General features: G+C 66.1%; 26 protein-coding genes. 17 read left to right on the forward strand and 9 right to left on the reverse strand.

From position 1 onward, the window contains the following. Positions 1-65 precede the first annotated feature (65 nt). The 4 genes from CTR55_RS00870 to CTR55_RS00885 form a co-directional block, all read right to left on the reverse strand. The gene (locus CTR55_RS00870; RefSeq protein ID WP_296283667.1) at positions 66-608 is read right to left on the reverse strand and encodes an ATP-binding protein; all 543 of its coding nucleotides are present in this window, start codon (positions 606-608) and stop codon (positions 66-68) included. A 198-nt stretch (positions 609-806) separates the two neighbouring features. After that, positions 807-3,347 carry a penicillin acylase family protein gene (locus CTR55_RS00875; RefSeq protein WP_296283668.1) on the reverse strand — a complete coding sequence of 847 codons (2,541 nt, stop codon included), beginning with the start codon at positions 3,345-3,347 and terminating at the stop codon, positions 807-809. A 170-nt stretch (positions 3,348-3,517) separates the two neighbouring features. Beyond that, complete coding sequence (locus CTR55_RS00880) at positions 3,518-3,718, reverse strand: SEC-C metal-binding domain-containing protein (RefSeq protein WP_045209858.1); 201 nt, start codon at positions 3,716-3,718, stop codon at positions 3,518-3,520. A gap of 8 nt (positions 3,719-3,726) precedes the next feature. Next, positions 3,727-4,212, reverse strand: a complete 486-nt coding sequence (locus tag CTR55_RS00885; RefSeq protein WP_296283669.1) for an LEA type 2 family protein — start codon at positions 4,210-4,212, stop codon at positions 3,727-3,729. Between the two features lie 122 nt (positions 4,213-4,334). Between CTR55_RS00885 and CTR55_RS00890 the strand changes: the two genes are divergently transcribed. Next, a complete protein-coding gene (locus CTR55_RS00890) occupies positions 4,335-4,895 on the forward strand; it encodes a hypothetical protein (RefSeq protein WP_296283670.1) in 561 nt (186 codons plus the stop codon). Here the strand turns inward: CTR55_RS00890 and CTR55_RS00895 are convergent, their stop codons facing one another. The 3 genes from CTR55_RS00895 to CTR55_RS00905 form a co-directional block, all read right to left on the reverse strand. Then, entirely contained in the window at positions 4,896-5,522 is a 627-nt protein-coding gene (locus CTR55_RS00895; RefSeq protein WP_296283671.1) for a trimeric intracellular cation channel family protein, read from the reverse strand. 123 nt (positions 5,523-5,645) lie between these two features. Further along, positions 5,646-6,119 carry a YchJ family protein gene (locus CTR55_RS00900; RefSeq protein WP_296283672.1) on the reverse strand — a complete coding sequence of 158 codons (474 nt, stop codon included), beginning with the start codon at positions 6,117-6,119 and terminating at the stop codon, positions 5,646-5,648. A 2-nt stretch (positions 6,120-6,121) separates the two neighbouring features. Further along, positions 6,122-6,619 (reverse strand): DUF6231 family protein, encoded by a 498-nt coding sequence (locus tag CTR55_RS00905; protein WP_296283673.1) that lies wholly within the window; start codon positions 6,617-6,619, stop codon positions 6,122-6,124. 131 nt (positions 6,620-6,750) lie between these two features. On the opposite strand from CTR55_RS00905, the gene CTR55_RS00910 reads away from it, so the two are divergent. From CTR55_RS00910 to CTR55_RS00920, 3 genes are all read left to right on the forward strand, one after another. Further along, positions 6,751-7,377, forward strand: a complete 627-nt coding sequence (locus tag CTR55_RS00910) for an OmpA family protein (RefSeq protein WP_296283674.1) — start codon at positions 6,751-6,753, stop codon at positions 7,375-7,377. Between the two features lie 120 nt (positions 7,378-7,497). Further along, the gene (locus CTR55_RS00915; protein ID WP_296283675.1) at positions 7,498-7,800 is read left to right on the forward strand and encodes a DUF1145 domain-containing protein; all 303 of its coding nucleotides are present in this window, start codon (positions 7,498-7,500) and stop codon (positions 7,798-7,800) included. Continuing rightward, positions 7,793-8,557, forward strand: a complete 765-nt coding sequence (locus CTR55_RS00920) for a collagen-like protein (protein ID WP_296283676.1) — start codon at positions 7,793-7,795, stop codon at positions 8,555-8,557. The genes CTR55_RS00915 and CTR55_RS00920 overlap by 8 nt, the downstream gene beginning before the upstream one ends. Positions 8,558-8,623: 66 nt before the next feature. On the opposite strand, the gene CTR55_RS00925 is transcribed toward CTR55_RS00920, so the two are convergent. Continuing rightward, on the reverse strand, positions 8,624-9,088 hold the full coding sequence (locus CTR55_RS00925) for a CopD family protein (RefSeq protein WP_296283677.1): 465 nt from the start codon (positions 9,086-9,088) through the stop codon (positions 8,624-8,626). Between the two features lie 122 nt (positions 9,089-9,210). On the opposite strand from CTR55_RS00925, the gene dinG reads away from it, so the two are divergent. The 6 genes from dinG (at position 9,211) to CTR55_RS00955 (ending at position 18,078) form a co-directional block, all read left to right on the forward strand. Continuing rightward, a complete protein-coding gene (gene dinG, locus CTR55_RS00930; RefSeq protein WP_296283678.1) occupies positions 9,211-11,355 on the forward strand; it encodes an ATP-dependent DNA helicase DinG in 2,145 nt (714 codons plus the stop codon). A 79-nt stretch (positions 11,356-11,434) separates the two neighbouring features. Next, the gene (locus CTR55_RS00935) at positions 11,435-13,717 is read left to right on the forward strand and encodes a beta-galactosidase (RefSeq protein WP_296283679.1); all 2,283 of its coding nucleotides are present in this window, start codon (positions 11,435-11,437) and stop codon (positions 13,715-13,717) included. Positions 13,718-13,835: 118 nt separating this feature from the next. Beyond that, positions 13,836-14,981 carry a serine hydrolase domain-containing protein gene (locus CTR55_RS00940; protein WP_296283680.1) on the forward strand — a complete coding sequence of 382 codons (1,146 nt, stop codon included), beginning with the start codon at positions 13,836-13,838 and terminating at the stop codon, positions 14,979-14,981. 227 nt (positions 14,982-15,208) lie between these two features. After that, complete coding sequence (locus CTR55_RS00945) at positions 15,209-16,021, forward strand: OmpA family protein (RefSeq protein ID WP_296283681.1); 813 nt, start codon at positions 15,209-15,211, stop codon at positions 16,019-16,021. Between the two features lie 108 nt (positions 16,022-16,129). Next, positions 16,130-16,777 (forward strand): pyridoxamine 5'-phosphate oxidase, encoded by a 648-nt coding sequence (gene pdxH, locus CTR55_RS00950; RefSeq protein WP_296283682.1) that lies wholly within the window; start codon positions 16,130-16,132, stop codon positions 16,775-16,777. 161 nt (positions 16,778-16,938) lie between these two features. Then, positions 16,939-18,078 carry a glycerate kinase gene (locus tag CTR55_RS00955; protein ID WP_296283683.1) on the forward strand — a complete coding sequence of 380 codons (1,140 nt, stop codon included), beginning with the start codon at positions 16,939-16,941 and terminating at the stop codon, positions 18,076-18,078. On the opposite strand, the gene CTR55_RS00960 is transcribed toward CTR55_RS00955, so the two are convergent. Beyond that, positions 18,063-18,302, reverse strand: coding sequence for a hypothetical protein (locus tag CTR55_RS00960; RefSeq protein WP_296283684.1), 240 nt, complete (start codon positions 18,300-18,302; stop codon positions 18,063-18,065). The genes CTR55_RS00955 and CTR55_RS00960 overlap by 16 nt on opposite strands. A 193-nt stretch (positions 18,303-18,495) precedes the next feature. On the opposite strand from CTR55_RS00960, the gene CTR55_RS00965 reads away from it, so the two are divergent. The 7 genes from CTR55_RS00965 to CTR55_RS00995 all read left to right on the forward strand — a co-directional run bounded on the left by CTR55_RS00965 (position 18,496) and on the right by CTR55_RS00995 (position 24,923). Beyond that, complete coding sequence (locus CTR55_RS00965; RefSeq protein ID WP_045209875.1) at positions 18,496-18,960, forward strand: glycine zipper 2TM domain-containing protein; 465 nt, start codon at positions 18,496-18,498, stop codon at positions 18,958-18,960. Positions 18,961-19,219: 259 nt separating this feature from the next. Then, complete coding sequence (locus tag CTR55_RS00970) at positions 19,220-22,015, forward strand: monovalent cation/H+ antiporter subunit A (RefSeq protein ID WP_296283685.1); 2,796 nt, start codon at positions 19,220-19,222, stop codon at positions 22,013-22,015. Further along, positions 22,015-22,347, forward strand: a complete 333-nt coding sequence (locus CTR55_RS00975) for a Na+/H+ antiporter subunit C (protein ID WP_296283686.1) — start codon at positions 22,015-22,017, stop codon at positions 22,345-22,347. The genes CTR55_RS00970 and CTR55_RS00975 overlap by 1 nt, the downstream gene beginning before the upstream one ends. After that, positions 22,344-23,840, forward strand: a complete 1,497-nt coding sequence (locus CTR55_RS00980; RefSeq protein WP_296283687.1) for a monovalent cation/H+ antiporter subunit D — start codon at positions 22,344-22,346, stop codon at positions 23,838-23,840. The genes CTR55_RS00975 and CTR55_RS00980 overlap by 4 nt, the downstream gene beginning before the upstream one ends. Continuing rightward, positions 23,837-24,337, forward strand: coding sequence for a Na+/H+ antiporter subunit E (locus tag CTR55_RS00985; protein ID WP_296283688.1), 501 nt, complete (start codon positions 23,837-23,839; stop codon positions 24,335-24,337). Before CTR55_RS00980 ends, CTR55_RS00985 begins: the two co-directional genes overlap by 4 nt. Then, positions 24,322-24,591, forward strand: coding sequence for a K+/H+ antiporter subunit F (locus tag CTR55_RS00990; protein WP_138520768.1), 270 nt, complete (start codon positions 24,322-24,324; stop codon positions 24,589-24,591). Before CTR55_RS00985 ends, CTR55_RS00990 begins: the two co-directional genes overlap by 16 nt. Continuing rightward, entirely contained in the window at positions 24,588-24,923 is a 336-nt protein-coding gene (locus CTR55_RS00995; RefSeq protein WP_296283689.1) for a Na+/H+ antiporter subunit G, read from the forward strand. Before CTR55_RS00990 ends, CTR55_RS00995 begins: the two co-directional genes overlap by 4 nt. The last annotated feature ends 348 nt before the right edge of the window (positions 24,924-25,271 follow it).

Genomic DNA, 25,271 nt, shown 5'->3' on the forward strand with positions numbered 1-25,271 from the left:
AGCTTGCTCGCGAACGGAATGGCACGGTGCTGACCGGCCAGCGCGGTTCGCGAGCAAGCTCGCTCCTACATGGGGCACTCTGCCAGGATGAAATTCGCCCGCTCTTCCAGGCTGCTGAGTGGCAGCTCCAGCACCCGGTAGCCCAATTCTGCGTACAGGTCGCTCATGATCGCGGCCGTTCGCTGCGCCTCGGCAAAGTCTTGCCGGCGCTCAGCGTCGTTGCGGTAGATGGCTTCCCACGCGGGCGCCAGGAACACGGTCGACCCATAGCGCAGTTCCCGTGCAGCTGTTTCCAGCGCTTGGGGAATCGCCAGGCCGCAGAGCCGCGCGTAGCCCAGCACATCCGGCAGGCCGCGATCGAACAGCCACAGTCCACCCGCATCGAGCGCCCGCTCGCGGGTCGCCAGCGCGTGCTCGAACATTTCCCGGCAGTAGGCCTCCCTGTTTGCCCACGGCAGTGCATCGCCGCCACGGGCCAGTTGCTCGCGAATGATGGCGCGGCCGCCTTCCTCGACGACGTTGAGGCCGTGATGCTGGTGCAAATGGTCGAGCAGCGTGCTCTTGCCGGCGCCGGGGCCGCCGGTGATGACGATGAGGGATTCGGACATGGCGATGACTCCTGTGGGAAAGGATGCAAGGGAGGACCGGCCGGGGAAGGGTGTTGCGAAGGGAGGTGCAGCGGAAACGCAGCGGGGAAAAAAGAAAGGCACCCAGAGGGTGCCTGAATATGATCATGGAGTAAGTCGACAAATCTGATTCCGGGGCGGGAGCCAAGTTCCCGGTCCCCGGAAATATTTTTCAGATCATCACTTCTCCGGCACCAGCGTCAGGCGTTTCACGCCGTAGACCTTTTCCAGGTTCTGCGACTGGAAGGGGAAGCTCATGTAGTTGCCCTTCAGCCAGGCGTCGATGCCGTCGGCATAGTGCGGGCTGGCCGGGTTGCCGGACTGGCCGCTGCTGTTGAGGCCGATCATCGGCTCACTCTGGCCGAAGTCGACGACCAGGCGCATGGCCGGGATCAGCCAGGTATTGAAGTCCTGACCCCAGTGGTAGGCCGAGACGTTCAGCGTGCTGTGGTCGCCGCCGGCGGGGTAGGGGCCGCGGTCCAGGTAGCCCTTGATCGCGCCCAGGCTGGCGCGGTCGCCGGCGCTCAGGTTGGGCGCCATCTTGGTACTGTCGCTGACCCACTCGTAGGTATGCAGTTTGCCCCACTGCCAGGCGTGGCGGTCGCTGCCCAGCTTCTGCTCGCAGAAGGCAGTGGCGGCGGCCAGGCTGCGGGCGAGGATCGCCGGCTTGTCTTCCTTTTGCGGGGTGCGGGTGTCATCCCAGAACGGGCTGTCGTCGCGGCCCAGCAGGTGGTCGGCCTGGGCCGAGTAGGAGAGATTGGCGGTCTCGACGAAGGCCTTCCAGGCCGGGCTGTCTTCCGGGCCCAGTTCGTCGAGGAAGATCTGCTTGGTGCTTTCCTGCAGGAAGGCTTCGTAGAGCGCGGCGTCGCCGGAGGTGGCCGCGAGCTTGCCGTCGAACGCCATGATCCGGTCCAGCGCTTCGCGGGCGCGGGCGCGCTGGTCGGCGGGCAGGGCGTCGATGGCTTTCTTCAGTGGCTGCGCCATGCCCGGCGCATCCAGCATCGACTGCAGCTTGCCGGCGAACGGCGTGGTCTGGTCATACTGCATGGCGATCATGCTGCGGTAGTCGTGGCTCTTGCTGCCGCCAGCGAGCTGGGCGATGCGCTCGTAGCGCTCGGGGTAGTACCAGGAACTGGACAGCTGCGCGCCGTAGCCCGGCTGCACGCTGCGGTGGTTGGCGGTGCCCAGCCAGCCCTGCGCCGGGTCCTGGTCGGACGGGTGCAGGATCGGGTCGGCATAACCGTCCCAGTCGTAGCGGCCGTCCCAGCCGGGGGAGGGCAGCAGGCCGCGGCCTTCCTTGCGGTTGGGGAAGCGCCCGGTGACCTGCCAGCCGATGTGCTTCTCGTCGGCGAAGACGATGTTCAGCGCCATCGCGCGCACGTCGCGGGTGGCGTCGAAGGCCTGCTCGACGTTCTTCGCCCGGGACAGGTCGAAGAAGGCGTCGAGGGTGCGGTCGGTCTCGCCCTGGATGCTCTGGTAGGCGATGCCGTAGCCGCTGGACAGCGGCAGCGGTTGCAGGTCGTGCTTGCGCTCGCCCAGGGCGCTGTTGAGCAGCGGGCCGTGGCGGGTCTCGTAGATGACTTCGCGGACCGGGCTGCGGCCCTTGATGAAGAAGGTCTCGTTGCGCTCGATGGCCGGTTTCCACTGGCCGTCGGCGAGGTAGTAGAGCTTGCTGCCCTGGCGCTTCACCTGCTCGAGGAAGAGGTCCTGGTTGTCGCCCATGACCATGGTCATGCCCCAGGCCAGCTTGCCGTTGAAGCCGGCGACCACGCCCGGCACGCCGGCGATGGAGACGCCTGCGGCGTTGTATTTGGGCGAACGGATCTGCACGTAGTTCCACACCGAGGGCATGGACAGCGGCAGATGGGTGTCGTTGGCCAGGAGGCTCTTGCCGCTGCGCGTGCGCTGCGGGGCGATGGCCCAGTTGTTGGAGGCGGCGACGCCCATCATCTGCAGGGCGGCGATCTGCCCGGCGGCGCGGTCGAGTGCATCGAGGCCGGCGATCTTGCCGTCCAGGCGCAGGCCCTTGAGCTTCTCGGCTTCCTCGAAGGGCAGGGCTTCGTCCGGGTAGATCGGTGTCAGCCAGGGCAGTTTGTCGGCGCCGACCTTCTGCGCGAGCACGAGTGAAGCAATCTCTTCCTGCAGGTTCACCGCCAGGCCGAAGTTCAGCAGGCTGAAGACCAGCGCGGAGTCTTCCGGCTTCCAGTACTCAGGGCGATAGCCGGATTCGGCCAGGTCCATCGGCAGCTTGTCGCGGTAGCGGTAGAGGTAGGCGTTGACGCCGCGCGCGTAGGTCTCGAAGAAGCGCTTGAGGCGCGGCGAGGCGCCGGCATAGAGCGCATCCGCCGCCTTCTTCAGGTTCACCGTGCGCATGAAACGGTCGGTCTCCAGGGCGCCTGGGCCGACCATTTCCGACAGGCGACCCTGGGCCATCAGGCGCAGGCCGACCATCTGGCTGATGCGGTCACTGGCGTGCACATAGCCGAGCGTGAACAGCGCGTCGTGGAAGGTGCTGGTCTCGATCAGCGGCATCCCCAGGCTGTTGCGGCGGATCGACACGTTGTCCGCCAGGCCCTTGATCGGCTGCACGCCATAGCTTGGCGGCAGGCTGTCGGAATAGCGGTCGTTGAGCCAGCCCTGGCAGCCGCTGAGGCTGACAGCGGCGCTGAAGGTGGCGGCAAGGCCGAAACTGGGAAGCCGGCGGAAGGCTCGCGGGGCCATGGGGATGTGCTCCTGCACAAAGTGGGTCGCAGAAAAGGCGCTACGTTAGTGAGCCGAGGATAGCTGTGCAAGCCGCGTGGGGCGGGATTTTCAGCAGCCGACGAAGAGTTGGGCCGAACAGCAGAAGGCCCGCGCTGGGCGGGCCTTCTTCGCAGTGCTCGGGGCCTGGGTCAGGCGCCGTGGCACTTCTTGTACTTGCTGCCGCTGCCGCAGGGGCAAGGATCGTTGCGGCCCACATCCTTGAGCGGGTTACGCGCCGGCTCCTGGCTGTGGTTGCAGTGCGGGCCGTGCACGTGACCGTGGTCATGGTGGTGGTCATGATCGTGGTCGTGGTTGCAGTTCGGACCGTGTACGTGGGGTTCCTGGCTCATGGTGACGCTCACTCGGGGATGAAATCGCCGGGAATTATCTCGCCATTGCGGGCGATGTGCACGCTCTGTCCGAAGAGCAGGCCAGTCTTCACTTCGCCGTCGAGGCGATAGCGGATCGGCTTGTCCGGATCTTCCAGCATCTTGACGATGCGCTTCATGTGCCGCCAGAGGTTGGTGGTCACGGGGACTTCGAAGGTTTCGTGGCCGTTGGCCGGCACTGTGAACCAGTTATTCGACTCGCCTTCGGCCAGGTCGATATCGTTCAGCTTGACCTTGTAGGCCAGGCCGCGAACCGGAAGGCTGAAATCATTCGGGTTGTCGATGCGGAAATGCAGGACGAATTCCTGCTCCAGCAAACGAGCTTTCACGACGTCGACTTTCTGCAGTTTCACGTCGGGTTGCTCGAAGTCGCCTGCCATCCAGCCGCAGCCAGAGATGAGGCTGAACAACCAGAACAGGCTGAGAATTCTTATCATTTGCGCCTGATAATTCATGTCTACCTCTCAAGACGCCCCAGTGTACCAAGCACCTGCTCGGCCGCAAGTTGTTGTTACGTTAAAAGAAGCTGCACCATACTGGCCGAATGTAACCGGCGGGTTAACACAGGAGAGTGAAGATGAGCCGCTATGAGATCGCCTTCTCGGGGCATACCGTGCCGGGTGCGCAACTGGAAACGGTGAAGGCCAACCTGGCCAAGCTGTTCCAGGCCGACACCCAGCGAATCGCGCTTCTGTTCTCCGGGCGGCGCATGGTGATCAAGAACAACCTCGACGCCGAGGGCGCGGAAAAGTACCGCAGCGTACTGGAACGCGCCGGCGCGATCGTCGAAGTGGTCGACATGGATGCGCAGATCGAGGAAATCGAACTGGCACCGCCACCACCTGCCGAGCCTGCACCGGCACGGCCGCCGACGGTAGCGCCTGCCAGTGAGCCCCAGGGGCGCCTGAAGGTGGCACCGCGTGACGAGTACATGGCCGCTTTTGCCGATGTCGACGCGCCGGACTTCGGCCTCGCTCCGGTGGGCACCGACCTGCAGGACGAGAAGCCCGATACCCAGGCGCCGCGCGTGGACCTCAGCCAGTTCAGCGTGGCTCCGGTGGGCAGCGACATGGGCCAGGCCAAGCCCGAGCCGAGCGGCCCGGTGCCGGATACCAGCCACCTCAAGCTGCAGGACTGATCAATCGCCCTGCTGCGGATCGTCCTTGTAGACGAACTTGGGCATTTCCCAGCGAAAGCGGATCGCCAGCATGCGGAACAGGAAGCCGGCGAACAGGGTGATCAGCATGGACTGCTCCTTGGGCAGGTCGATCTGCAGGCAGATCAGGTAGCACCAGGCGCTGGCGAAGGAGACGCTGGCGTACAGCTCGCGGCGGAAGATCAGCGGCACGTCGTTGCAGAAGATGTCCCGCAGAATGCCGCCGAAGACCCCGGTGATCACCCCGCTGACCGCCGCGATCAGCAGACTGTGGCCCATCTCCAGGCTGACCTGGCAGCCGATCAGGGTGAAGGCCACCAGGCCCACGGCGTCCAGCGCGAGGAACATCGAGCGCAGGTGGCGCATCAGCGGGGCGATGAACACAGTGAACAGCGCGGCGCCGGCGGTGAGCGCCAGGTACTCCGGGTGGCGTACCCAGGTGAGCGGATAATGGCCCAGCAGCATGTCGCGCACCGAGCCGCCGCCCAGGGCGGTGACGCACGCCACCAGCACTACGCCGAACAGGTCCATGCTGCGCCGGCCGGCGGACAGCGCGCCGGTCATGGCTTCGGCGGTGATGGCGATGATGTAGAGAACGGTCAGCAGCATGGCGAGGTCCGGCAGGGGTAGCCGGTGCGGCGAAACAGCGCCGCCCCGGAAAAAAGCGCGGATTCTAGCCCAGACACCGCGCGCCCCCAAGTGGGGTGAGTTCGCGCCTTACTCGATCCTGTCCTACTCAATCCAGGGACCGCAGCATTTCTTCAGCTTGCTGCCGGCGCCACAGGGGCAAGGGTCGTTGCGCGAAAGCTTCATCGGCACGGTCGGATCGAGGAAGTACCAGCGGCCGTCGCGCTGGACGAATCCGGAGCATTCGCGGTGGCTATGTTCGCCACCGGCGTCGTGCCAGCGCGCAATGAAGGTCACCCGTGCATGTTCTGGCTGTCCGCCGAGCACTTCATGGCTCACCACTTCCAGGCCCAGCCAGGTACTGCCCAGGCTCCAGGTGCGGATGGCGCCCAGGTCCAGGCCCTGTTGCTGGGCGGGCAGGGTGGTATCGCGCAGGTAGTCCACCAGGCCCAGAGCATAGGCGCTGTAGCGCGAGCGCATCAGCGCCTCGGCAGTGGGCGCCGCGACACCGGCATGGAAGCGCCCGCAGCACTCGGGCAAAGAGCGGCCGCTGCCGCAGGGGCAGGTTGGTTCGATCATGGTCACCACCAGTACTTGCCGAAGTTTTCCGGGTTGGCCCAGAACTTCGCGTTGAGCCAGTCCGGGACCTGTTTGTATTCGTGCAGATCGTAGGTGAACAGGGTGATCACCTGGGCGTCGCGCTGGAAGCGCTCGCTGGCCTGCATGGCCAGGGCATAGAAGTCCGCGTCCTGCGCCTGCGCGGCATCGAGGTCGACCAGCACGGCCACGCGGTTGCTGTTGAGATTGCGGATGCCGCCTACCAGTTGCTGTGCCTCACGGCGTGGCAGGTGCTCCAGGCAGTCGGCCAGCAGCGCCAGGTCATAGCGCTGGCCGGCCAGTTCCGCCGGCAGCGCGCCGGCATCGGCGTGAAACAGCTCGCAATCCGGATGCGCCGCGAGAAAGGCTTCCACCGCCGGGATCTGACCGGCGCCCACCAGCAACAGGCGCTGCGGTGCGTAGCGATCGAGCAGGGCGGCGAGGGCTTGTTGCGGTGTGCGTGTCGAAATCATGGGGCTCATCGAAGACGAAGAATAATGAACGAAGACTAGCGTGTGACACCCGCATGGCCTAGTGCTGGCGCATTCTGTCAGTCACGTCTTTACTCGGTAATTGTCGGTCAAGACCCGATCATTAGAGGAGATATAACTTTATGAGCATCACAAGGACCGCTTTACCCCTGCTGCTGGTAAGCACGTTGCTCACCGGTTGCGCAGGGCTGCAGAAGTCCGACTGGCCGACTTGCGCCGTGGTTGGTGGCGTCGGTGGCGCAGGTTTAGGTTCCATCGAAAGCAGCGCCTGGGCTGGCTGGGGGGCCCTGATTGGTGGTGTGCTGGGAGCGTCCTACTGCTGGGTGCATGGTGCCGAGGAACAAGTGGCTGAGGTCCCGCCGCCCGCTCCGGCTCCAGAACCGGCTCCGCTGCCCAAGGAAGAGACCATCGTGGTGCGTGACCTGCACTTCGCCTTCGACTCGTCGAAGATCGATGCGCAGGACAAGGACAAGCTCGACACCATCGCTACCCGCCTGAAGGGTGAGGCTGCGAGCACCGAGCTGAACATCGGTGGACACACCGACAGCATCGGCACCGACGCGTACAACCAGAAACTCTCCGAGCGTCGCGCCAATGCCGTGTCCAACTACCTGGTCGACTCTGGCGTACCTGCCAGCAGCGTCAAGTCGGTCGTCGGTTATGGCGAGAGCCAGCCGGTCGCGGACAACAAGACCAAGGAAGGCCGCGCCGAGAACCGTCGCGTGGAAATCAAGATCACCCGCGAGTAAGTCTGGGGTGATGTGTGCAAAGGGGGCTTTCGTGGCCCCCTTTGTCATTCCCGGTTGCCACTGGCATAGGCCGGGACAGAGGCGTATGTTCCCCGGCAAAGAAAAATACGGGGGCACTTCATGAAAGCGTTGTTGGGGCTGGGCAAGTTGATTGCCCTGTTGTTCTGGCTGGCGGTGCTGGCCAACCTGATCCAACCCTTCGCACATCCCTTCGCCCTGCTGCTCAATGCGGCGGGTGCGCTGATCCTGCTGATCCACATCCTCGAGGTTCTGGCGCTGCGCAAGCGCTTGCTGGGCCGCCCGCATCCGGGCATGGACCGCCTGCAGATCCTGCTGTTCGGCGTCTTCCATTTCGCCACCCTGCCGCAGCCGGCAGCGGAGCAACCGGCATCCGCAAAAGTAGAAGGAGATACCCATGCGTAAGTCGTTGCTGGGCTTGGTGCTGTTCGCCCCGCTGGCCTGTTCGGCTGCTGGCGCCGTCTCGGTGGAAGCCAATACTGTGCTGCGCCTGCCGGTGAAGGGCGAGAGCCTGAGCCTGGATCGCATCAGTGTCGGCCCGGAGGGGGCACTGCTGATCCCGTCGCGGGTCAAGGAGCTGAAGATCGGCGAGTTGGAGCTGGCGAAGAACGCGCGGATCGGCGTGTTCCCCGGCAGCGATGTACTGCTGATCGAGGTGCAACACGGCAACCTGGCCGACGGCAGCGTGATCGCCGCGCAAGGCAGTTCCGGCAGCTTCGAGAAACCCGCCAGCGGCGGCCGCAACCTGGTGCTTCGCCTGCAGGGCGTGCAGGTGGAAAACCTGCTGATCGACGTCCGTGGCGGTGTCGGCGCACCGGGTTACGACGGCCTGGACGGCGGCAGCGCGCAGACCTCCGGCTGCCTGTGGGGCAGCGGAAAATCTGCCGGCGATGGCCAGAACGGCGCCGATGGCCAGACTGGAGCATCCGGCGGCGTGGTGCGCCTGGAAGTGCCTGAGCAATTCGATGTCGCGAAGGTCAGAGTGCGCCTGGAAGGCGGCGCTGGCGGCGCTGGCGGAAAGCCTGGCAAGGCCGGGCCGCGCAGCAGCGAGAAGGGCTGTTGGCTCTATTCGGTGGCGGGCGAGAAGCCCGGCGCGGAAGGCCAGGGCGGTGCGGAAGGGGCTAAGGGTAGCGAAGGCCGCCTGGACGTAAAGCGCTTCTGAGGCGCTGCCTTTGAAGAAAGCCCGCCCGGCAACCGGGCGGGCTTTTTCGTTTTGCCAGTGCGGGTCTTACCAGTGCGGGCGCGCGGCGACGAAAGCCACCAGCGCCAGGCCGATCAGCAGATTCAAACCCACGGTCTTGCGGATCTTGCCCAGCGCGGCACCGCCGGCCGGCCAATCCTGCGCTTGCACCGCGCGGCGCAGCTCCGGCAGTTGCAGCGCCTGGATGCGCAGGAACAGCGCGAGCATCGCCACGTACAGCCCCATCATCACCTGCACATAGCGCGGCGCGCCGGCCATGCCGCTGTAGCTCAGGTGCATCATGCCCACGCCGGTCACCGGCAACAGGATCACCGCCGCCCATATCCAGCGGAAGAAGCGCGGAAACACCTCGAGCCACAGCTTCAGCCTGGCCGGTGGTTCCAGCGCGGCAACGGCGGCCGGGCGCAGCACCATCCAGGCGAAGAACATGCCGCCGACCCAGACCAGGGCGGCCAGGACGTGCAGGGCATAGACAAGGGCAAAGGGTGTCATTCGGACGATCTCCGCTGGCGATTGAAGTCAAGCGCGCTATCATAGCCGCCGATTCGAACCACTGAAAATTTATCCAGCATCCGGATGTGTCCTCAAGGCACGCTCCGGGGCCCGGGAAGTCCATGCTCAGCACCGAACTCAAGGCCACGATCCAGGGCGCCTACTCGCGCTTCCTCGAGGCCAAGGAACTCAAGCCGCGCTACGGCCAGCGCCTGATGATCGCCGAAGTTGCCAAGGTCCTGGGGACCATCGCCAGCGACGAGGAAGGCCATCGCCTGGGCGATGCCGCCGTGGTCGCCGTGGAAGCCGGCACCGGCACCGGCAAGACCGTCGCCTACAGCCTCGCCGCCATCGCCTGCGCCAAGGCCGCCGGCAAGCGTCTGGTCGTCGCCACCGCCACCGTCGCCCTGCAGGAGCAGATCGTCCACAAGGACCTGCCCGACCTGCTGCGCAACTCCGGGTTGTCGTTCAGCTTCGCCCTGGCCAAGGGGCGCGGGCGCTACCTGTGCCTGTCCAAGCTCGACCACCTGTTGCAGGAAGGCCAGGCGCAGAGCGCGACCGCCCAGCTGTTCGAGGAGGAAGGCTTCCGCATTGACGTGGACGAGACCTCCAGCAAGCTGTTCAACCAGATGATCGAGCGCCTGGCCGGCAACCGCTGGGACGGCGACCGCGACTCCTGGCCCGAGGCCATCGAGGACGCGCAGTGGGCGCAGGTCACCACCGACCACAGCCAGTGCACCAACCGCCATTGCCCGAATTTCCAGCAGTGCGCCTTCTACAAGGCGCGCGAAGGCATGACCAAGGTCGACGTGATCGTCACCAACCATGACCTGGTGCTGGCGGACCTGGCGCTGGGCGGCGGCGCGATCCTGCCCGATCCGCGCGAAACGCTCTACGTATTCGACGAAGGCCACCACCTGCCGGACAAGGCCATCGGCCACTTCGCCCACTTCACTCGCCTGCGCGCCACCGCCGACTGGCTGGGCCAGGTGGAGAAGAACCTGACCAAGCTGCTGGCGCAGAACCCGTTGCCGGGCGACCTCGGCCGCCTGATCGAACAGGTGCCGGAACTGGCCCGCGAGCTGCGCACGCAGCAGCAGTTCATGTTTACCGCCTGTGAGGAGGTTGGCGACTTCCGCGCCGGCGAGGACATGGAAGGCCGCGAGCGGCCGCGCCATCGCTTCGAGGGTGGGGTGATCCCCGAGCATATCCGCGACATGGGCATCGAGCTGAAGAAGGGCTTCTCCAGGCTCACCGATCTGTTCACCCGCCTGACCGAACTGCTCAAGGAAGCCATGGACGGGGAGGGCAGCGTCGGCGTCGCCAGCCACCAGGCCGAGGAGTGGTACCCGCTGTTCGGCAGCCTGCTGTCGCGCGCCCAGGGCAACTGGGAACTGTGGACCGCCTTCACCTGCGAAGACCCGGAAGACAGCCCGCCAATGGCGCGCTGGCTGACCCTGGCCGAGAGCGGCACCTTCTACGACATCGAGGCCAACGCCAGCCCGATCCTCGCCGCCGAGACCCTGCGCCGCAACCTGTGGAACGTGGCCTACGGCGTGCTGGTGACCTCCGCGACGCTAACCGCGCTGGGCACCTTCGACCGCTATCGCATGCGCGCCGGCCTGCCGCGCGCGGCAGTCACCGCCGTGGTGCCGAGCCCGTTCCACCATGCCGACGCCGGCGTGCTGCGGGTGCCGGACCTCAAGGCTGACCCGCGCGATGCCGCTGCCCATACCGCGGCGATCATTCGCGAGTTGCCGGAGATCGTCGAAGGCTCGCGCGGTTCGCTGATCCTGTTCTCCTCGCGCAAGCAGATGCAGGAAGTCTTCGACGGCCTGGACCGCGACTGGCGCAAACGGGTGCTGATCCAGGGCAACCTGTCCAAGCAGGAAACCCTGAACAAGCACCGCTCGCGGGTCGACGACGGCGAGCCGAGCGTGCTGTTCGGCCTGGCCAGCTTCTCCGAAGGTGTGGACCTGCCCGGCGCCTACTGCGAGCACGTGGTGATTGCCAAGATTCCGTTCGCCGTGCCGGATGACCCGGTGGAAGCGGCGCTGTCGGAATGGATCGAGGCACGCGGCGGCAATCCGTTCATGGAGATCGCCGTGCCCGATGCCTCGCTGCGTCTGGTGCAGGCCTGCGGTCGCCTGCTGCGCACCGAGGAGGATCGCGGCACCATCACGCTGCTGGACCGCCGCGTGGTGACGCAGCGCTATGGCAAGGCCATTCTTAACGCATTGCCGCCGTTCCGCCGCGAAATAGCTTGAGTGTGCGGGAGCAAGCTCCCGCACTGGCTGTCAAACGATCGCCCGCCGTCCGGCGGGCGTATTGCAAGGATTCGAATCCATGACATCGATGCGTTGGCATCTGCCGCTGCTGCTCAGCCTGGCCATCGCCAGCGCCCCGGCCTGGTCGGCTGGCGGCAATGAAACCCTGTTCAATTTCGTCAAGCCGATGGCCGTGGTCACGGTCACCACGCAGAACGCCGACTTGCCCAGCTCCACCGCCGAAGCGACGCCCGAAGGCGAAATCCTCCGGCGGGTGAACTTCAACCCCGCGCCGCAACCGACCCTGCGCCTCGCGCCATCCAGCGGCAGCTGGGACTGGTCCCAGGCAGACAGCGTCAGCCTGCGCATCCAGAACGCCATGGACTGGGCCATCACCCTGGAAGTGGAAGTGGAAGGTGTTGCCGGTGCCCCCGGCTTGCGCGCGAGCATCGCTCTGCCGCCGGGCCCGGCGCAGACCCTGGTGATTCCCCTGCATGCCACCGCGCCGGAAGACTTCGGCATGCGTGCCGGCGTGCCCATGCCCGTCACCCAGGATGGCCAGCGCCTGCTGCTGGCGAGCAAGGTCAGCGGCGAGCTGAACCGCAGCCAGGTCGGCGCGGTGAAGCTGTTCCTGACCTCACCCAAGGCGGCGCAGGACATCCTCGTCGGCCGCTTCGGCACCCGCGCCGGCAATGACGAATACCACAAGGCCTACACCGGCATCGTCGATGGCTTCGGCCAGTCCACCCGCAGCGACTGGCCGGAGAAGGTGAAGAGCCCCGAGCAACTGGCCAGTGCCTGGAAGGCCGAAGGCGAGCATCTGAAGAAGTGGCAGCCGGCGCCCGGTCGCGATGCCTTCGGCGGTCTGCTGGATGGCCCTGCCTTCGAGGGTACCGGCTTCTTCCGCACCGAGAAACGCAACGGCCGTTGGTGGCTGGTGACGCCGGAAGGGCACTCGTTCTGGTCCATGGGCGTCAACGCGGTGAATGCCGACAGTAGCCAGACCTACGTGGAGGGCCGTGAGTACATGTTCACCGGCCTGCCGAAAGAGGACGAGCCGCTGGCCGCCTTCTACGGTCAGAGTGACGACCGCAGCGGTGTCGGCGCCCAGCAGGGCCGCGCTTTCGGCAACGGCCGCTGGTTCGACTTCTATGCCGCCAACCGCTTCCGCGCCGACGGCGGCCTGAGCGCTGACGCCGCCGCTGCCGCGTGGCGTGAGCGCACCGTGCAGCGCCTCGGCTCCTGGGGCTTCAACACCCTGGGCGACTGGAGCGATCCGGCCTTCGCCGACGATCCGCGCCTGCCCTACAGCGTGCCCCTGTCCATCAGTGGCGACTACGCCACGGTCAGCACCGGTTATGACTGGTGGGGCGCCATGCCCGACCCGTTCGACCCGCGCTTCGCCATGGCCGCTGAACGCGCCATCGCCATCGCCGCCCGCGACCACCGCGAGGACGCCTGGCTGCTGGGTTACTACGCCGACAACGAACTGGCCTGGGCGGGCCGCAGTAGCGATGCGCAAGGCCATTACGCACTGGCCTTCGGCGCGCTGAAACTGTCCACCGACAGCCCGGCCAAGCGCGCCTTCATCAAGCAGCTCAAGGACAAGTACCAGGAGCATGAGCAACTGGCCGAAGCCTGGGGTGTACAACTGGGCTCCTGGGAAGACCTCGATGCGCCGGGCTACCAGGCGCCGATTCCGAGCGAGGCACACCCGGCGATCGCCCAGGATTACAGCGCCTTCCTGCGCCTGTACGCCGACCAGTATTTCAAGACCCTGAAAGACTCGTTGAAGTGGCACGCGCCGAATCACCTGCTGCTCGGTCCGCGCTTCGCCGTCAGCACGCCGGAAGCGCTGGCTTCCTGCGCGCAGTATTGCGACGTCATCAGCTTCAACCTGTACGTGCCGCTGCCGCAGCAGGGCTTCGACGCCAACTACGTGCGCAGCCTGGACAAGCCGGTGCTGATTACCGAGTTCCACTTCGGCTCCCGTGACCGTGGGCCGTTCTGGGGCGGCGTCGCCGAGGTCTACAACGAGCAGCAGCGCGGCGAGGCCTACCAGCGTTTCCTCGCCGAGGCGGCGAAACAGCCGAACATCGTCGGCGCGCACTGGTTCCAGTACCTCGACCAGCCGGTGAGCGGGCGCCTGCTCGACGGCGAGAACGGCCACATCGGCCTGGTCGGCATCACCGACCTGCCGTTCACCGGCTTCGTCGACGCCGTGCGCAAGGCCAACCAGCAGACGCTCAAGGGGATCGACGAGCAGGCCCGAGCTGCCGCCAAGGTGGCGCCGGAGCCGCAGCCGAAACCCGCGCCGGCCTCTGACGACAGCGACGACGAGGAACAGGCCTCGGAGCAATGATCCGTCATTCGTGAAGCCACACCCTGCCTTCGGCAGGGTTCCCAGGGGCGGTGAGCGCTGAAAGAATGGTGTCTTCCGCACTTTCCGCCCCTGAGTATGTGCATTTCTGGAGTTTGAGATGACCCTGAACGGCCACTGCGATCCGCGCTTCACCCCCGTTGCCGATGCTTTCAGTGCGCTGTTCGAAGACCCGCAGGAACGCGGCGCCGCGCTGTGCATTCAGATCGGCGGCGAGACCGTGGTCGATCTCTGGGCCGGCAGCGCGGGCAAGGATCCGGGCCAGGACTGGCAGGCCGACACGCTGCTCAACCTGTTCTCCTGCACCAAGACCTTCGCCGCCGTCGCTGCGCTGCAACTGGTGGGCGAGGGCCGCCTGGACCTGGACGCTCCGGTGGCGCGCTACTGGCCGGAGTTCGAGCAGGCCGGCAAGCAGAACATCACCGTGCGCCAACTCCTGTGCCACCGCGCGGGCTTGCCAGCGATCCGCGAGCCGCTGGCGCCCGAAGCGCTGTATGACTGGCCGACCATGACCGCGGCGCTGGCCGCCGAAACACCCTGGTGGACGCCGGGTGCCGAGCACGGCTACGCGCCCATCACCTATGGCTGGTTGATTGGTGAAGTGATCCGCCGAGTCGATGGGCGCGAGCCGGGCGCGGCCATCGTCGAGCGCACGGCCAAACCCTTGGGGCTGGATTTCCATATCGGCCTGGATGACGCCGAGTTCCATCGTGTTGCGCACATCGCTCGCGGCAAGGGCAATCTGGGTGATGCCGCCGCACAACGTCTGCTACGCACCATGATGACCGACGCCGCCGCGCTTTCTACCCGAGCTTTCACCAATCCGCCCTCGGTGCTCACCAGCACCAACAAGCCGGAATGGCGGCGCATGTCGCAGCCGGCGGCGAACGGCCACGGCAATGCACGCTCGCTGGCCGGCTTCTACAGTGGTCTGCTGCAGGGCAAGTTGCTGGACGAAGCGCTGCTGGCCGAACTCACCCGTGAGCACGCGCAGGGTGACGACCGCACGCTGCTGACCAGCACCCGCTTCGGCCTGGGCACCATGCTCGACCAGCCCAGTGTCGCCAACGCCACCTACGGCCTCGGCCCGCAAGCCTTCGGGCATCCGGGAGCCGGCGGCTCCATTGGTTTCGCCGACCCCGAGCGCGAGCTGGCGCTGGGTTTCGTCGTCAACACCCTCGGCCCCTACGTGCTGATGGACCCGCGCGCGCAGCGCCTGGCGCGCCTCGCCGGCGACTGCCTGTAGCGACGAGCGGGAGGAACCTTCCCCCCGCTAGGCCTTCGAAAGGGCGTCTGCTTATCCCGGTGGCCGGACAGGTTTGGTTCAGCTGCCGCTCGTCAGTTCGGGATTAAAATCTCGTTCCAACTGAGTAAGTTATGCTCAACTTTTAAGCTGATTGCTGAAGTTGGGGCGCGGCTGTCTGCCGGTTGCCCCCAGCCTCCCTTCATGTTCGGCCCTATGGAATCGCTCCCATGACCCCGCTGTTCTCGAATTCGCTGAAAGTCTCCACCCTTGCGCTGTGCGTCGGTCTTTCCGCCTGCAGCCAGTTCCAGTCTCAGGATCAGGCCAAGGACTCGGCGAACACCACGGAAAGCGCTGCGGCGGCCGTCAAACCCGGCAGCGGCCACTGGTGGTGGCCCTTCGGCGGCGACGAGGAAGTGAACGCCGCGGCTCCCGTGCCAGAGAAAAAACCCGTCGAAGCCGCCAAGGTCGCCGCCGCCGGCAGCCAGCAGCCCGGTGGCCACTGGTGGTGGCCGTTCGGTGTGAGCGAGAGCAAGCCGGGTGCCGATAAGGCTGCCAAACCGCAGGACGTCAAGGTCAGCAAGGAATGGCTGGACCAGCACGAGAAGTCCCTGCGCGCCGCGGTCGCCGGCAGCAAGTTCAGCGTCGAGCGCCGCGAGAACGCCCTGGTGCTGATCGCGCCGGTGGAAGGTTCCTTCAACCCCAAGCGCCCTGAACTGCTGCTGCCGATCACCCTGGCACCGCTGGGCAATGTGGCGAAGATGCTGCAGAACGACCCGGAAAGCGGCGTGCTGGTGCTCGGCCACAGCGACAGCTCTGGCGACAAGGCGCTCAACGACAAGGTCAGCCTGCAGCGTGCCCAGGCGGTGTCCTCGATCTTCCGTCTCAGCGGCCTGGGCGCCGATCGCCTGCGCCTGAAGGGTGTTGGCTCCAGCCTGCCGCGTGCCGATAACGCCAGCGCCGAAGGTCGCGCGCTGAACCGCCGCGTCGAAGTGCTGCTGACCCAGCGCACCAGCCTGCTGGCGCTGGCCAAGGCCAACTGATCCTGTGCGCGACAAACGTCGTTCCGCGCGGAATGACGTTTGTCGTGGATCAAGCGCGACGGCGCAAGTCTGGATAAGCTTACGGGCTTCTTCTGCAGGAGATTTCCGATGGCTCAGACCCTGGCCGATATGCGCCGCGAATACACCCGTGACGGACTGACCGAGGCCCAGGCGCCCGCCGAGCCGTTCAGCTTGTTCAACCAGTGGTTCGAGGACGCGGTGAAGACCGAGCAACTGCCGGTCGAACCCAACGCGATGATGCTCGCCACGGCGGACGCCGATGGCCAGCCGCACTGCCGTGTGCTCCTGCTCAAGGGGCTGGACGAGCGCGGTTTCACCTTCTTCAGCAACTACGACAGCGCCAAGGGCCAGCAGCTCGGGGAAAACCCGCGCGCAGCCATGACCTTCTTCTGGCCGGCACTTGAGCGTCAGGTGCGCATCGAGGGACAGGTCGAGAAGGTGTCCCCGGAAGAGTCCGCCGCCTATTACCGCGTGCGCCCGCTGGGCAGCCGCCTGGGCGCCTGGGCATCGCCGCAGAGCCGGGTGATCGACGGCCGTGGCGAGCTGGAGCAGTTGCTCGCCGAAACCGAACAGCGTTTCGCCGACACGGCGCCCACCTGCCCGGACTTCTGGGGCGGCTTCCGCCTGCTGCCGAGCCGCATCGAGTTCTGGCAGGGTCGCCCGAGCCGCCTGCACGACCGCCTGAATTTCCGCAACGAGAATGGCGCCTGGGTGCGCGAGCGACTGGCGCCCTGAGCCTGTCCAGAAATTGAGCGTGGCGTAGGAGCGGACTCTGTCCGCGATGGTTTCCGTCGCGAATCGGACCAATCGCGGACAGAGTCCGCTCCTACGCACATCGAGAGAACCGTGCTGCGGTGTAGGATGCCCTCCATCCTCCCGCACAACGGACCTGCCCCATGAAAGTCGTCATCGCCCCCGACTCCTTCAAGGAAAGCCTCTCTGCCCCCGAGGTCGCCGAGGCCATTTCCCGTGGCTGGCTGCGCGCGCGGCCTGGCGACGAAACCCTGCTGCGGCCCATGGCCGATGGCGGTGAAGGCACGGTGGACGCCGTGCTGGCGGCGCGACCAGGGGAGCGCCGCGAGCTGGCAGTTTGCGGCCCGCTGGAGCAACCGGTAATCGCCCATTGGGGCTGGCTGGAAGACGCTACGGCGGTGATCGAGATGGCGGCCGCCAGCGGCCTGCATTGGGTGCCCGAAGGCCAGCGCGACGCCACCCGTACCACCAGCCGTGGCACCGGAGAGTTGATCCGCGCAGCGCTGGATGCCGGCGCGAAGAAAGTCATCATCGGCCTGGGCGGCAGCGCTACCAACGATGCCGGGCTCGGCCTGTTGCAGGCGCTGGGCGCGAGTTTCCTCGATGGCCACGGCCAGGAGCTGGGCGCCGGCGGCGCACAACTCGCGGAGCTGGAACGGATCGACCTGTCGAACTTTGACCCGCGGCTGAGCGATGTCGAGGTCGAAGTGGCCGCCGACGTGAACAATCCCCTGTGCGGCCCGCAGGGCGCTTCAGCCGTGTTTGGCCCGCAGAAGGGAGCAAATCCGGCGCAGGTGCAGCAGCTGGATGCCGCGCTCAAGCGCTTCGCCGAAATCGCTGCACTGGCCCTCGGGCAGGATCACAGCCTGTTCCCCGGTGTCGGTGCGGCGGGTGGTCTGGGCTTCGCCTGCCGGGCTTTCCTCAAGGCGCGCTTCCGTCCGGGCATCGAACTGATCGCTGAGCTGTCGGAACTGGAGCCGGCGCTGGCCGGCGCCTCACTGGTGATTACCGGGGAAGGGCGACTGGATGGCCAGAGCCTGCACGGCAAGACGCCGGTGGGTGTGGCTCATGTCGCCCGTCGTGCAGGTGTGCCAGTGATTGCCCTGGCGGGCAGCGTCGGCGAGGGACTGGCCGAGTTGCGTGAGGTCGGCATCGAGGCGGCCTTCAGCCTGGCGCCGGGGCCGATCACCCTGGCCGATGCCTGCGCACGGGCAGCGCAGGAGTTGGAAAACCGCGCCGAGGCCCTGGCGCGTTTCTGGTCGCTGGCTCAGGCCGCGCGGTAGTCGTCGGCGGCGCGCTGCAGCCAGTCGGGCAGGTCGCGGCGCTTCACCTTCTGGCGCTTGGCATCGGCCAGGCGTTCGAGCAGGTAGCTGCGCTTGTGCGGGTCATCGCCGGCCAGCGACAGCGCCAGGTCGCGGTCCATCCAGCGGCGGATGCGCCAGTAGATCCACCAGTGGAAATACAGCCCGGCGGCGGTGGTGACGACGATGATGATGAAGTAGTCCATTCGTGCAGCTCCTTGTGCGGCCGTCAGCCTAACCGATCTTCCGCTACGAAAAACTGCGCCACGGCAGGCGTTTTCGGCGGATATGGCACAAACTGTACGAAAGCTGAATCGAGATCAGCTGTTTCATGACCTGGCGTGACAGGCGGGCTGCCGTCGGAGTCTAATAGTCGTAGCCCTACTCGGAGGTTCCCTAATGCGTAAAACTGCCCTGATCGCCGTGACTTTCGCCGCCCTGGCCATGACCCTCGGCGGTTGCCAGTCCAGCCTGACCGGCGACACCTACACCCGCGAAGAAGCACGTACCGTGCAGAACGTTCGCATGGGTACCATCCAGGCCCTGCGCCCGGTGAAGATCGAAGGCACCAAGACCCCGATCGGCTCCGTTGCCGGCGCCGCCGTTGGCGGTATCGGCGGCAGCGCCATCGGTGGCGGCAAGGGGAGCTATGTCACCGCCATCATCGGTGCTGTGGCGGGTGGCCTGCTCGGTGCAGCGACCGAAGAAGGCCTGACCCGTACCCAGGGCGTGGAAATCACCGTTCGCGAAGACGATGGCAGCACCCGCGCCTACGTTCAGCAGGTCGACGAAGGCGCCGTGTTCCGCGTTGGCGAGCGCGTGCGCATCCTCACCGTCAACGGTACCAGCCGCGTCGCTCACTGACCGGCCACCGGCTGCCCGGTTCTTGGCAGCCAGCGAAAACCAGCGCGCGACAGTCGGATCGACTGTCGCGCGCTATCGTTTGGGGGACCGGAAAATTCGCCGTAGCTCAAGTCGGGCGCGGCTCAAGCTTGCATTTTCGTAATAATTCAATCCATGACGCAGAATCGATAGATATGGATAATCGTCGCCTTTGCAAGCCGATCGCCTGTGCGCGGGGTTGCCTGTCTGTACGCCGTCCTGCGGTGAAAAGGAGTGGGTCATGACGTTGGCGCTGATCATCGCGCTGCCTTTCTTCGGGGTATTGCTGCCGCTGCTGGCCGAGCGTTTCGGCCGTACCGCCTGCGCCGCCGCCACCGGGTTGGTGCCACTGCTGGGCTTGATCCTGCTGATGGGCCAGCGCTCGGTACTGGGTGCCGAAGCGCAGGTCCAGCGCCTGGACTGGCTGCCGGAGCTGGGCCTGAATCTCAGCCTGCGCCTGGACGGCCTGGGCTTCCTGTTCGCCCTGCTGATCCTCGGCATCGGCCTGCTGGTGATCCTCTACGCCCGCTATTACCTGTCCGAGAAGGAGCCAGCGGGGCGCTTCTTCGCCTTCCTGCTGCTGTTCATGGGCGCCATGCTCGGTGTGGTGCTCAGCGAAAACCTGCTGCTGATGCTGGTGTTCTGGGAGCTGACCAGCCTGTCGTCGTTCCTGCTGATCGGCTTCTGGGGCCATCGCTCGGATGCCCGCAAGGGCGCGCGCATGTCCCTGGCGGTCACCGGTGGCGGCGGCCTGGCGCTGCTCGCCGGCATCCTGCTGATCGGCCATGTGGTCGGCAGCTTCGAACTCTCCACGGTGCTCGGCGCCCGCGAGGTGCTGCAGGCTAGCCCGCTGTTCCCGCTGGCGCTGTGCCTGGTGCTGCTGGGTGTGTTCACCAAGTCCGCGCAGTTCCCGTTCCATTTCTGGCTGCCTCACGCGATGGCGGCGCCGACACCGGTATCGGCCTACCTGCACTCGGCAACCATGGTGAAGGCCGGCGTGTTCCTGCTGGCGCGCCTGTACCCGCTGCTGTCGGGCAACGACCTGTGGTTCTACCTGGTCAGCCTGACCGGTCTCGCGACCCTGCTGATGGGCGCCTTCATGGCGCTGTTCCAGAACGACCTCAAGGGCCTGCTGGCCTACTCGACCATCAGCCACCTGGGCCTGATCACCCTGCTGTTCGGCCTGGATTCGCCCATGGCCAACGTCGCGGCGATCTTCCACATCATCAACCACGCCACCTTCAAGGCCTCGCTGTTCATGGCCGCCGGGATCATCGATCACGAGACCGGCAGCCGCGACATGCGCCGCATCAATGGCATGTGGAAGTACATGCCACACACCGCCGTGCTGGCGATGGTTGCCTCGGCGTCCATGGCCGGCGTGCCGCTGCTCAACGGCTTCCTCAGCAAGGAGATGTTCTTCGGCGAGACGCTGGCGCAGAACATGATGGGCAGCTTCAACTGGCTGATTCCGGCGCTGGCGACCGTGGGCGCGCTGTTCTCGGTGAGCTACTCGGTGCGCTTCATCCACGACGTGTTCTTCAACGGCGAGCCGATCAACCTGCCGAACCCGAATCCCCACGAGCCGCCGCGCTATATGAAGGTGCCGGTGGAAATTCTCGTGCTGATCTGCCTGCTGGTGGGCGTGCTGCCGTCGCTGACCGTCGGCCCGCTGCTGGCCGGCGCCGCCGCGTCGAGCCTGAACGGCGCGCTGCCCGAGTACAGCCTGGCGATCTGGCATGGCTTCAACGCGCCGCTGGTGATGAGCTTTTTCGCCACCGCGGGTGGCGTGCTGCTCTATGTCCTGCGCAAGCCGCTGTTCGACTGGTACGCCGGGCTGCCGGCAATGGACGCCAAACTGGTGTTCGAGCAGCAGGTGCAGCGTGTGGTGCGTTTCGCCGTGCGTGTCACCGATTATCTGGAGAATGGCTCGCTGCAGCGCTATGCCATGCTGCTGGTGCTGGCCGCCGTGGTGGTGGTGTTCGCCGGCCTCGCGCCGCTGCCGGGCATTGCCGGTGATCGGGCGCAGACGCCGCTGGATGGCATCACCGCGCTGGGTCTGGTCCTGCTCGCCATCGCCGGGCCGCTCACCGTCTGGTTCCATCGCCAGCGCCTGACCGCGCTGGTGATCCTCAGCATCGCCGGGTTGCTGGTGGCGCTGGCCTTCGCCCGCTTCGCCGCACCTGACCTCGCGCTCACGCAACTGTCGGTAGAGGTGGTGACCATGGTCCTGCTGATGCTGGCGCTCTACTACTTGCCGGCACGCACGCCGAAGTCTTCCAGCAGCCTGCGCCGTCTACGCGACTTCCTGATCGCCATCGGCGCTGGCGTGATGGTCACGCTGCTGACCTACGCGGTGCTCACCCGTCCCTACGACAGCATCGCCGGGTATTACCTGGAGAACAGCGTCTCCGGTGGCGGCGGTCACAACGTGGTGAACGTGATCCTGGTGGACTTCCGTGGCTTCGATACCCTTGGCGAGATCACCGTACTGGCGATTGCCGCGGTCGGCATCTTTGCGCTGCTCGACGGCCTGCGCCTGCTGCGCCGCGAGAGTGACGACGAAGGCCGCGCCTGGGCGAAAGACCGCTTCCCGCCGATCCTCGCCACGCTGTCGCGCCTGCTGCTGCCGCTGGCGCTGCTGGTCTCGGTGTTCATCTTCCTGCGCGGGCACAACCTGCCGGGTGGCGGCTTCATTGCCGGGCTGATCACTTCGGTGGCGCTGATCCTCCAGTACATCGCCTGTGGCGGCCGCTGGGTGAGCACGCGCCTGCCGCTGGACTACAGCCGCCTTGCCGGCCTCGGCGTGCTGATCGCCGGGCTGACCGGGCTGGGCGCCTGGTTCTTCGGCTTCCCGTTCCTCACTTCGGCGTTCGGCCACTTCCACATTCCGCTGGTGGGCGATATCGAACTGGCCACCGCCATGCTTTTCGATCTCGGGGTGTACTTCACCGTGGTCGGCGCGACGCTACTGATCCTCTCGGGCCTGGGTTCACTCACCGCACCTCCCGAGCCGTTGTCCAAGGAGGCGCACTGATGGAAGCGCTGTTCGCCATCGCCCTCGGCCTGCTGACCGCCAGCGGCGTGTATCTGCTGCTGCGCGCACGTACCTTCCCGGTGGTGCTGGGGCTGACCCTGCTGTCGTACGCGGTCAACCTGTTCCTCTTCGCCATGGGCCGGCTGGCCGGCGACCCGGCGGTGATCGGCCAGGTCGCCAACGCCGGTGACCCGATCCCCCAGGCGCTGGTACTGACCGCCATCGTCATCGGCTTCGCCATGACGGCCTTCGTCATCGTGCTGGCCCTGCGTGGGCTGGCGGAAACCGGCGGCGATCATGTCGATGGCGGCGAAGGGGGTGAAAGCCGATGAACCACTGGCTGATTCTTCCTGTCCTGCTTCCGCTGTTCGCCGGTTGTGCGCTGCTGCTCGTGGGAGAACGTCTGCAGCGTGGCCTGTCGCTGCTCGCGACCCTGGCGCTGCTGCCGCTTTCCGCCGTGCTGCTGCAGCAGGCCGACAGCGGCACGATCCAGTTCTACGCGCTGGGTAACTGGCAGCCGCCATTCGGCATCATCCTGGTGCTGGATCGCCTCAGCGCGCTGATGATTGCTGGCACCGCGTTGCTCGCCAGCCTGGCGCTGATCTACGCGGTGTGTGGCGACGACAAGCGCGGCAAGCGCTTCCATGCATTGTTCCAGTTCCAGCTGCTGGGCCTGAACGGTGCGTTCCTCACCGGCGACCTGTTCAACCTCTTCGTGTTCTTCGAGATCCTGCTGATCGCCTCCTACGCGCTGCTGCTGCATGGCGGCGGGGCAGGGCGGGTGCGCGCGGGTGTGCACTACGTGGTGCTCAACCTCGTCGGCTCGGCGTTCTTCCTCCTCGCGGTGGGTACGCTCTACGGCATCACCGGCACCCTGAACATGGCGCACATGGCCGAGCGCGTGGCGCAGTTGAGTGCAGAGCAGGCACCGCTGGTGCGCGCGGCAGCGCTGTTGCTGCTGGTGGTGTTTGGCCTCAAGGCCGCGCTGCTGCCGCTGTATTTCTGGCTGCCCAGGGCCTATGCCGAGGCGAGCGCACCGGTGGCGGCGCTGTTCTCGATCATGACCAAGGTCGGTATCTATTCGATCCTGCGGGTCTACACGCTGATCTTCGGCGAGCAGGCCGGCGAACTGGCGAACCTGGCGCAAGCCTGGCTGTGGCCGCTGGCGCTGGCCGGGATAGTCGCCGGTGCGCTGGGTGCGTTGGCGGCGACCACGCTGCAGGGCCTGCTGTCGTACCTGGTGGTGGTCTCGGCCGGGACGCTGTTGGCAGCCATCGCGCTGGGCACGCCGGCGGCGCTGTCCGCCGCGCTCTACTACCTGTTGCACAGCATCTGGGTGGCCGGTGGGCTGTTCCTGCTGGCCGACCTGATCGCCCGCCAACGCGGCGAGAAGGGCGGCCGTCTGGTACAGGGACCGGCGCTGCTGCAACCCCATCTGCTGGGCGGCGCGTTCTTCTTCGGCGCTATCGCGGTCGCCGGCCTGCCGCCCTTTTCGGGCTTCCTCGGCAAGCTGATGCTGTTGCGCTCGGTGAGTGGGGGCAGCGAGGCCATCGCGCTGTGGAGCGTGGTGTTGGCCAGCGGGCTAGTGACTATCGTTGCGCTGAGTCGCGCGGGCAGCACACTGTTCTGGCGTACTGGCCTGAGCGTGCTGGGTAGCGCCAACCGCGAGCCGGTGAAGATGCTGGCGACCTTCGGGCTGCTCGCCGGCGCGCTGTTGATGGTGATCGCGGCACGTCCGCTGATCACTTACGCACAGGCCACCGCCGCGCAGTTGCTCGACGCCGGGCTCTACCGCCAGGCGATCCTGCTGGGAGGTGGCGCATGATCCGGCGCATCCTTCCGCACCCGCTGCTCAGTGGCGTGCTGCTGCTGAGCTGGCTGTTGCTGGTCAACGATTTCTCCCTTGGCCACTGGCTGCTCGGCGCGTTCCTCGGCCTGACGATCCCGCTGCTGTGCCGCAACCTGCTGCTGGCTGCCCCGCGCATCCAGCGGCCGGGGCTGTTGCTGCGCTTCATCGGCCTGGTGCTCTACGACATCGTCGTGGCCAACCTGCAGGTCGCCAGGCTGGTGCTGGGGCCGAAGGCGAACCTGCAACCGGGCTTCGTCGAGATTCCCCTGGAGCTCACCGATGACCTGGCCATCAGCATTCTTGCCAGCGTCATCACCCTGACACCGGGCACCTGTTCCGCCGACCTCTCCGCCGACCGCCGCACGCTGCTGGTCCACGGCATCGACGTGCCGGACCCGCAGGCGCTGGTGGCGGACATCAAGGCGCGCTACGAGGCGCCGCTGAAGGAGGTGTTCGCATGCTCGGCATCGTGATTCCGATCTGCCTGGCGCTGCTGGGCATCGCCGTGTTGCTCACCGTGGCGCGGCTGATTCGCGGGCCGTCGGTGGCGGACCGCATCCTCGCGCTGGACACCCTGTCGGTGGAAGCCATCGCGCTGATCGTGCTGTTCGGCATCTGGAAGGGCAGCGGCCTGTACTTCGAGGCGGCGCTGCTGATCGCGGTGATGGGCTTCGTCAGCACCGTGGCGCTGTGCAAGTTCCTGCTGCGTGGAGACATCATCGAATGAATGGCGAAATGATCGTCGAAGCGCTGGTTTGCCTGCTGTTGCTGGCGGGGAGCCTGTTCGCTCTGCTCGGCGCCATCGGCCTGTACCGGTTGCCGGATTTCTATACGCGCCTGCACGCACCGACCAAGGCTTCGACCCTGGGCGTGGGCGGCGTGGTGCTGGCTTCGCTGCTGTACTTCAGCACCCACGGTGAGGGTGTCAGCCTGCATGAAGTGCTGATCACCGTGTTCCTGTTCATCACTGCGCCGGTCAGTGCGCACCTGCTGGCCAAGGCGGCGATGCAGCAGCGCGTGCCGGTGGAGCGGGGGACCAAGGGTAAGCCCTGGGACTGATTTGGAGTCTTGTTGGCGATGCTTCTGGATTGGGTGTTCTGCGTCGCTTCGGCGTGCGCGTGGGCTTCTCGTTTCGCCCCCTCGGGCGAGTTACTTTTCCAAACGACGGAAGGCCGCCCCCCAAAAAGTAACCAAAAGGCTTGCCCCGGACATCCGGTTTTTCGCTTAGGCGAAAAATTCCCTCGTTGAATTGAAGTTTCAGGGGCACGAACTAGGCGTCCCCCGGCGAAGGGCCATCCCTGGCCCATCGCCGCTCTCGCGACATCCATGTCGCTCAACCCCTGAAACTCCAATTCAACGAGGCCTCCTGAACGGGGCATTCGGCGCGTGCGGGTGTTTTTCTGGAAG

This window comes from Pseudomonas sp. (assembly GCF_002796985.1).
GTDB lineage: Bacteria > Pseudomonadota > Gammaproteobacteria > Pseudomonadales > Pseudomonadaceae > Pseudomonas.

What these genes read in the sequence shown, in the direction of transcription:
- CTR55_RS00870 (WP_296283667.1), bottom strand. Translation starts at nt 608, where the DNA reads ATGTCCGAATCCCTCATCGTCATCACCGGCGGCCCCGGCGCCGGCAAG.
- CTR55_RS00875 (WP_296283668.1), bottom strand. Translation starts at nt 3,347, where the DNA reads ATGGCCCCGCGAGCCTTCCGCCGGCTTCCCAGTTTCGGCCTTGCCGCC.
- CTR55_RS00880 (WP_045209858.1), bottom strand. Translation starts at nt 3,718, where the DNA reads ATGAGCCAGGAACCCCACGTACACGGTCCGAACTGCAACCACGACCAC.
- CTR55_RS00885 (WP_296283669.1), bottom strand. Translation starts at nt 4,212, where the DNA reads ATGAATTATCAGGCGCAAATGATAAGAATTCTCAGCCTGTTCTGGTTG.
- CTR55_RS00890 (WP_296283670.1), top strand. Translation starts at nt 4,335, where the DNA reads ATGAGCCGCTATGAGATCGCCTTCTCGGGGCATACCGTGCCGGGTGCG.
- CTR55_RS00895 (WP_296283671.1), bottom strand. Translation starts at nt 5,522, where the DNA reads ATGCTGCTGACCGTTCTCTACATCATCGCCATCACCGCCGAAGCCATG.
- CTR55_RS00900 (WP_296283672.1), bottom strand. Translation starts at nt 6,119, where the DNA reads ATGATCGAACCAACCTGCCCCTGCGGCAGCGGCCGCTCTTTGCCCGAG.
- CTR55_RS00905 (WP_296283673.1), bottom strand. Translation starts at nt 6,619, where the DNA reads ATGAGCCCCATGATTTCGACACGCACACCGCAACAAGCCCTCGCCGCC.
- CTR55_RS00910 (WP_296283674.1), top strand. Translation starts at nt 6,751, where the DNA reads ATGAGCATCACAAGGACCGCTTTACCCCTGCTGCTGGTAAGCACGTTG.
- CTR55_RS00915 (WP_296283675.1), top strand. Translation starts at nt 7,498, where the DNA reads ATGAAAGCGTTGTTGGGGCTGGGCAAGTTGATTGCCCTGTTGTTCTGG.
- CTR55_RS00920 (WP_296283676.1), top strand. Translation starts at nt 7,793, where the DNA reads ATGCGTAAGTCGTTGCTGGGCTTGGTGCTGTTCGCCCCGCTGGCCTGT.
- CTR55_RS00925 (WP_296283677.1), bottom strand. Translation starts at nt 9,088, where the DNA reads ATGACACCCTTTGCCCTTGTCTATGCCCTGCACGTCCTGGCCGCCCTG.
- dinG (WP_296283678.1), top strand. Translation starts at nt 9,211, where the DNA reads ATGCTCAGCACCGAACTCAAGGCCACGATCCAGGGCGCCTACTCGCGC.
- CTR55_RS00935 (WP_296283679.1), top strand. Translation starts at nt 11,435, where the DNA reads ATGACATCGATGCGTTGGCATCTGCCGCTGCTGCTCAGCCTGGCCATC.
- CTR55_RS00940 (WP_296283680.1), top strand. Translation starts at nt 13,836, where the DNA reads ATGACCCTGAACGGCCACTGCGATCCGCGCTTCACCCCCGTTGCCGAT.
- CTR55_RS00945 (WP_296283681.1), top strand. Translation starts at nt 15,209, where the DNA reads ATGACCCCGCTGTTCTCGAATTCGCTGAAAGTCTCCACCCTTGCGCTG.
- pdxH (WP_296283682.1), top strand. Translation starts at nt 16,130, where the DNA reads ATGGCTCAGACCCTGGCCGATATGCGCCGCGAATACACCCGTGACGGA.
- CTR55_RS00955 (WP_296283683.1), top strand. Translation starts at nt 16,939, where the DNA reads ATGAAAGTCGTCATCGCCCCCGACTCCTTCAAGGAAAGCCTCTCTGCC.
- CTR55_RS00960 (WP_296283684.1), bottom strand. Translation starts at nt 18,302, where the DNA reads ATGGACTACTTCATCATCATCGTCGTCACCACCGCCGCCGGGCTGTAT.
- CTR55_RS00965 (WP_045209875.1), top strand. Translation starts at nt 18,496, where the DNA reads ATGCGTAAAACTGCCCTGATCGCCGTGACTTTCGCCGCCCTGGCCATG.
- CTR55_RS00970 (WP_296283685.1), top strand. Translation starts at nt 19,220, where the DNA reads ATGACGTTGGCGCTGATCATCGCGCTGCCTTTCTTCGGGGTATTGCTG.
- CTR55_RS00975 (WP_296283686.1), top strand. Translation starts at nt 22,015, where the DNA reads ATGGAAGCGCTGTTCGCCATCGCCCTCGGCCTGCTGACCGCCAGCGGC.
- CTR55_RS00980 (WP_296283687.1), top strand. Translation starts at nt 22,344, where the DNA reads ATGAACCACTGGCTGATTCTTCCTGTCCTGCTTCCGCTGTTCGCCGGT.
- CTR55_RS00985 (WP_296283688.1), top strand. Translation starts at nt 23,837, where the DNA reads ATGATCCGGCGCATCCTTCCGCACCCGCTGCTCAGTGGCGTGCTGCTG.
- CTR55_RS00990 (WP_138520768.1), top strand. Translation starts at nt 24,322, where the DNA reads ATGCTCGGCATCGTGATTCCGATCTGCCTGGCGCTGCTGGGCATCGCC.
- CTR55_RS00995 (WP_296283689.1), top strand. Translation starts at nt 24,588, where the DNA reads ATGAATGGCGAAATGATCGTCGAAGCGCTGGTTTGCCTGCTGTTGCTG.